This window comes from Ochrobactrum sp. SFR4, assembly GCF_019730395.1.
GTDB lineage: Bacteria > Pseudomonadota > Alphaproteobacteria > Rhizobiales > Rhizobiaceae > Pseudochrobactrum.
In genome coordinates this window covers 1-458 of sequence record NZ_JAAPBB010000203.1, presented here as the reverse complement: position 1 = coordinate 458, position 458 = coordinate 1, and the positions used below count along the sequence as shown (strand labels likewise).

Sequence of the window (458 nt, the reverse complement as noted above, 5' to 3'; positions counted from 1 at the left end):
AGCTCGGCCAGCACGGCTTGCGGATCTTGCCAGACTGCGGCGACGGCTTTTGCAAGGTCTGCTCTGAAGGTTCGGACTTCTGGCAGCGTCTCGATCCTTTCAGCCACGGTCTGCGAGACGCTTTGAGGCCAATCCTGCACTGCGCTGATCAATGGGCTTAGGTTCTGCACCTGTTGACTGAGCCCGGACGCAATAAAGGTTATTTCGTCGCCTGATTGCGGACGGTGTTCAGGCAGATCGATGACATTGCCAACGATGATCGAGCCATCATAGCGCTGCATCATGAAATTCGGTCCGGCTGCGCCGGTGAAACGGCCATGATAGCCTTCGCCGGCTTCAGTCGTCGCCATATAGATTCCATCCCATGAAGTGACATGGGGAGCCTGTGCCGGCCGGAATTTTTCTATCGCTCTTTGAGCGACTTCAAGGGCATTTACGCGCTCTGGATCGGCGATTTC

General features: G+C 56.1%; 1 protein-coding gene. It reads right to left on the bottom strand.

Annotated features, from left to right (window positions below):
• A partial coding sequence (locus tag HBA93_RS18610; protein WP_221724291.1) for a hypothetical protein occupies positions 1-350 on the bottom strand: 350 nt, incomplete at its 3' end.
• Positions 351-458 lie beyond the last annotated feature (108 nt).